General features: G+C 61.0%; 6 protein-coding genes. 5 read left to right on the top strand and 1 reads right to left on the bottom strand.

The genetic code is table 11. The features are described from left to right. Window positions 1-137: 137 nt before the first annotated feature. Window positions 138-938 carry a LuxR C-terminal-related transcriptional regulator gene (locus DBR18_RS24945; protein ID WP_108592314.1) on the bottom strand — a complete coding sequence of 267 codons (801 nt, stop codon included), beginning with the start codon at window positions 936-938 and terminating at the stop codon, window positions 138-140. 124 nt (window positions 939-1,062) lie between these two features. Between DBR18_RS24945 and DBR18_RS24940 the strand changes: the two genes are divergently transcribed. From DBR18_RS24940 to DBR18_RS24920, 5 genes are all read left to right on the top strand, one after another. Next, on the top strand, window positions 1,063-1,884 hold the full coding sequence (locus DBR18_RS24940) for a carbon-nitrogen hydrolase family protein (protein ID WP_108592313.1): 822 nt from the start codon (window positions 1,063-1,065) through the stop codon (window positions 1,882-1,884). 164 nt (window positions 1,885-2,048) lie between these two features. Continuing rightward, window positions 2,049-3,374 carry an APC family permease gene (locus DBR18_RS24935; protein ID WP_108592312.1) on the top strand — a complete coding sequence of 442 codons (1,326 nt, stop codon included), beginning with the start codon at window positions 2,049-2,051 and terminating at the stop codon, window positions 3,372-3,374. A gap of 76 nt (window positions 3,375-3,450) precedes the next feature. Next, complete coding sequence (locus tag DBR18_RS24930) at window positions 3,451-3,885, top strand: NUDIX domain-containing protein (RefSeq protein WP_108592318.1); 435 nt, start codon at window positions 3,451-3,453, stop codon at window positions 3,883-3,885. 24 nt (window positions 3,886-3,909) lie between these two features. Beyond that, window positions 3,910-4,545: a LysE family translocator gene (locus DBR18_RS24925; RefSeq protein ID WP_108592311.1), complete on the top strand. Its 636-nt coding sequence runs from the start codon at window positions 3,910-3,912 to the stop codon at window positions 4,543-4,545. A gap of 2 nt (window positions 4,546-4,547) precedes the next feature. Continuing rightward, window positions 4,548-4,998, top strand: a 451-nt coding sequence (locus DBR18_RS24920) for a GNAT family N-acetyltransferase (protein WP_256588947.1), incomplete at its 3' end; no start/stop codon positions are given.

Here is a 4,998-nt window from a genome sequence, read left to right as displayed (position 1 = left end):
GCCCCAAACCCGGCCATCACGGTCTGTCTGCTGCATCGCGTGACCAGGTTTTGCGACTGCTGCGCAGTCGAGCGGGAGCAAGCTCCCTCGCCACAGGGGATTCCAGGCTTCAGATGTCTCCTGCGTGCCAAGGCTATTCAGGCGTTCTGCGCCTGGAGAAAAATCGAAAACAGCTCCGACTGGGATTTGATCCCCAGCTTGCTGTACATGTGTTTCTTATGGACTTTCACGGTTTCTACGGAGATTTCCAGCTTACGGGCGATTTCTTTACTGGAGCAACCGCTGAGCATCAACCGCCCGACATCCAGCTCCCGGGCGGTCAGTTGCGCGCCCTTGAGTTGTTGCACCGACGCTTCCAGTTGCACCCGCCAGTCCGCCGGTGCAGGCGCGGCAGCGAGGGCCACGGTCTGGTTGATCTCGTACGGCAGGCGCTGACGCAACAGGCCCAGCACCCACGGCTGGATCAAAGACAGCAAAGCAATCTGTTCGCCAGTGAAACGTTTTTCACTGCCCAGCGACAGGCACAACGTGCGCTCACCTTCGAGCTGACAATTGAACTGGATTTCGTCGGCGACCACATTCAGACGAAAGTATCGCTGGTAATACTCGGTCAGCTCGAAATGCTCCGGCGCCACCTCGGACAGGCGGTACAACCCGGTGCGCGACTGCTCGCGGCAGGCGATGTAGAACGGGTCGAGCAGGTACAACCCGCGCAGATAATCCTGAAACAGCGGGTCGGGACTGCCGTCTTCGCCGGGGCATTCGGCGAAGACCTGCGGGTGCTGATCGGCACTGAACAGCAGCGCCACCCAGCTATCGAATGCCACGTACTGGTCGAGCAGACGCACCAGTTGCGCCCAGAAATTCGGCTTGTCGAGCGCGTCGATCAGTTGCCCGACGGCGCGGTGCCAGGTGATGTCATCAAACGAAACGGACATGGACTACCCCTATCGGGTTACCCCGGCCGCGTGATTCCCTGGCCGGTTGCTTGCTGCGCATACTGGCCCACAGACAGCCACCGGGCAATCTTTCAGCGCCCGGCCATGACCCCAAGGACTCGCGATGAAAGTCGAACTCGCCCAACTGGCGGGCCGTGACAAAGACACGGCGTACAACCTCGAACGTGCTCTCACGGCGATTGCCGCGTGCGCCGCCGACACACAATTGATCGTGTTTCCGGAAACCCACCTGATGGGCTTCCCGAGCGCCGACACCGTGGCGCAGATCGCCGAACCGCTGGATGGCCCGACCGTCAGCGCAGTGCTGGCCGCCGCCCGCGAGCGCAACATCGCCGTGGTGATCGGCATGGCCGAGAACGACAGCGGTCGCTTCTACAACACCACGCTGCTGATCACCCCCGAAGGCATCGCGCTCAAATACCGCAAGACCCACCTCTGGGCGTCGGATCGCGGCGTGTTCGAGGCGGGCGATCGTTATGTCACTGGCGAGTGGAACGGTGTGCGCGTCGGCCTGCTGATCTGCTACGACATCGAGTTTCCCGAATCCGCCCGCGCCCTGGCACAACTGGGCGCCGAGTTGCTGATCGTGACCAACGGCAACATGGACCCGTACGCCCCGACCCACCGCACCGCGATCATGGCCCGCGCCCAGGAAAACCAGGCATTTGCGTTGATGGTCAACCGCGTCGAGGCCGGGGATGACGGCTTGATGTTTGCCGGCGGCAGTGCGCTGGTCGATCCGCTGGGGACGTTGTTGTTCGAAGCGGGGCGCGAAGAAGGGCAGTTCAGCATCGAGCTGGATCTCGACCGGTTGGAGGCTGCGCGCAAGGATTACCGCTATCTGGATGATCAGCGGTTGAAGCTGCCGGGGGAGGTGGTGGAGCACGCGTGCGGACTGCGTGAGTTGCTGATTCCTGCGCGCTGAAGATCAAGAGATCGCAGCCTGTTGCAATGCGTACTCCTGTAGGAGCTGCCGAAGGCTGCGATCTTTTATCGATTTATCTGACTCACTCAAAACAACAACACACCCGAAACATTCGCCGAACTCGGCTCTGCCATAAATCCAATAAAATCCGGAGTAAGTCGCTCATGGCTCGTTTGCAACGCACCCTGTCATCAGGGGCGGTGGTGCTGTTCGGCATCGCCTATATGACGCCGATCATTGTCCTCGGCACCTTTGGCATCCTCGCGCAATCCACCGCTGGCATGGTCCCGGCCGCGTATCTGGCGGCACTGGTGGCGATGTTCTTTACCGCCATGAGCTACGGGCGCATGGCCGCTGCGTTCCCGGTCGCCGGTTCCGCCTACAGCTATGTGCGCAAGGCGATCAGCCCGAAGCTCGGCTTCATCGCCGGTTGGGCGGTATTGCTCGACTACCTGTTTCTGCCGATGGCCATCTGGCTGATCGGCGCGGCGTACCTCGCTTCGGCGTTCCCGTCGATCCCGCAGTGGATCTGGGTACTGGCGTTCATCGGCATCACCAGCGCGATCAACATCATCGGCCTGAAACTGGCCAGCGGCATCAACGCCTTGCTGATGCTCGTGCAATTTCTGGTGCTGATCGCCTTCGTCGCGCTGTGCGTGCACTACGTGGGTGGCGATGCGCGCACATCGTTGTGGTCGATCAAACCGTTCTTCAACGGCGACATGCAGATGCCGCTGATCATGAGCGGCGCGGCCATCGCCTGCTACTCGTTCCTCGGTTTCGATGCGGTCAGCACGCTGACTGAAGAAACCCGCGACCCACGCCGCACCATTCCACGGGCGATCATGTTGATTACGCTGATTGGCGGGCTGATCTTCGTCGGCGTGTCGTACTTCGTGCAGATCGCCCACCCGTCGGTCCAGTTCGACAGCGTCGACTCGGCGGCTTATGAAATTGCGCGCAACATCGGCGGCGATCTGTTCGTCTCGATCTTCCTCATCGGCCTGATCGTCGGCCAGTTCGCCTCGGGGTTGTCGGCCCAGGCCAGTGGTTCGCGCCTGCTGTTTGCGATGGGCCGCGACGGCGTGTTGCCCAAGTCGTTTTTCGGCACCTTGCATGCGCGCTTCGGCACACCGGTCAACAGCATCCTGCTGTGTGCAGCGGTGGCGTTGCTGGCACTGAAACTCGACGTGACCACCTCGACCTCGTTCATCAACTTCGGCGCGTTCCTGGCGTTCAGTCTGGTCAACCTGTCGGTGATTTTTCACTACTGGATCGGCGGCGAGAAAAAAGGCCCGCGTGAGCTGGTGCTGTTTCTGATCTTCCCGTTCATCGGGCTGGTCGCGGATTTGTGGCTGATGGTCAGCCTGGATCACCTGGCGGTGTATCTGGGCCTGAGCTGGCTGGCGATTGGCGTGGTGTATCTGGCGGTGCTCACCAGCGGCTTTCGTCGTCAACCGCCGGAAATGGATTTTCAGGAAGCCACGTAAGATCTCGGCAGCGACTTTGCTGCACAACGGCAAGCATGTGATGCTTGCCGTTTTTGCACCCAAGGCTTTGTCTGACATGTCGACTTTTTCCGCTCCACCTTCCGGCCTCATCCGTATCGCCGCTGCGCTGTTGCTCAACCCCGATGGCCAGACCCTGCTGGTGCGCAAGCGCGGCACCACGGCGTTCATGCAGCCGGGCGGCAAGATCGAAGCGCATGAATTGCCGGTGCACGCGCTGGCCCGTGAGCTGGAGGAAGAGCTGGGCTTGCAGATCGATCCGGCGCATGCGTATTTTCTCGGCCAGTTTTCGGCGCCAGCCGCCAACGAGCCGGGGTTTGTGGTGCAAGCGCAGATATTTCAGCTGACCATCGACGCCGATGTGATGCCCGCTGCCGAAATCGAGGAAGTGATCTGGATCGATCCCGCGACTGATCCCGCTGTCGTTCTGGCGCCATTGACACGCGACCTGATCCTGCCGTTTTATCGCAATTCGCTGACGGCGATTGCCTGATCATCCACGTACAGGACGCTCACCATGATCCCGCTTCCAGACCTGCTGATCTTCGCTGCCGCCGCGCTGTTGATGGTCCTGACACCGGGGCCGAACATGATCTACCTGATCTCGCGTTCGATCTGTCAGGGACGCAAGGCAGGCGTGACCTCGTTGCTCGGCGTGGCGGCGGGTTTTTTCGTGCACATGTTTGCCGCAGCCGCTGGTTTGACAGCGGTGTTTCTGGCGGTGCCGATGGCGTACGAAGGGTTGAAGTGGGCCGGCGCACTGTATTTGCTCTGGCTGGCCTGGCAAGCGGTCAAACCCGGTGCGCGCTCGCCGTTCGAAGCGCGGCAACTGCCGCCGGATTCGTCGCGCAGACTGATCACCATGGGTTTTCTTACCAGCGCGCTGAACCCCAAGATCGCAGTGTTCTATCTTTCGGTGTTTCCACAGTTCATTACGCCTGAACACGGTTCGGTGTTCACTCAAAGCATCATGCTTGGCCTGACCCAGATCAGCGTCAGTTTCACCGTCAATCTGCTGATTGCGCTGTTCGCTGCGGGCATCGCCTCGTGGTTTGTGCGCAACCCGGCGTGGATGGCGATGCAGCGTTATTTCATGGGGTTGGTGCTCGCAGGTCTGGCGGTGCGCCTGATGCTTGAACAGCGCAGGGCTTGAACATGTGGATCGAACGCCTCGATGCCAGCCACGCGCTGGCTTACCGCGAGTTGATGCTCGAAGCTTACGACCGGCATCCGCAGGCCTTTACCTCCAGCGTGCGCGAGCGCGCGGTGATGCCGCTCAGCTGGTGGGAAGCCCGCTTGACCAGCAAGCTCGACGTGGTGCTCGGTGCGTTTGAAGCGGGCACACTGGCCGGCATCGTCGGTCTGGCTTTCGAGCCGCGAGAAAAGGCCCGTCACAAGGCGACGCTGTTCGGCATGTACGTGTCGGCGGATTTTCGTCAGCACGGTCTGGGTCATGAACTGGTGCAGGCTGCACTGACCGAAGCGCAAAACCACCCTGCGTTGAAAGTCATCCAGTTGACCGTCACGGCCGGCAACGATGCCGCGCTAAACCTGTATCGGCGCTGCGGTTTCATCCAGTTCGGCCTGGAGCCGCTGGCGGTTCGGG

The sequence above is a fragment of the Pseudomonas sp. HMWF021 genome (assembly GCF_003061005.1).
In the GTDB taxonomy this organism is placed as follows: domain Bacteria; phylum Pseudomonadota; class Gammaproteobacteria; order Pseudomonadales; family Pseudomonadaceae; genus Aquipseudomonas.
The sequence above is the reverse complement of the archived record's forward strand: the minus strand, read 5'-3'. Positions and strand labels throughout refer to the sequence as shown.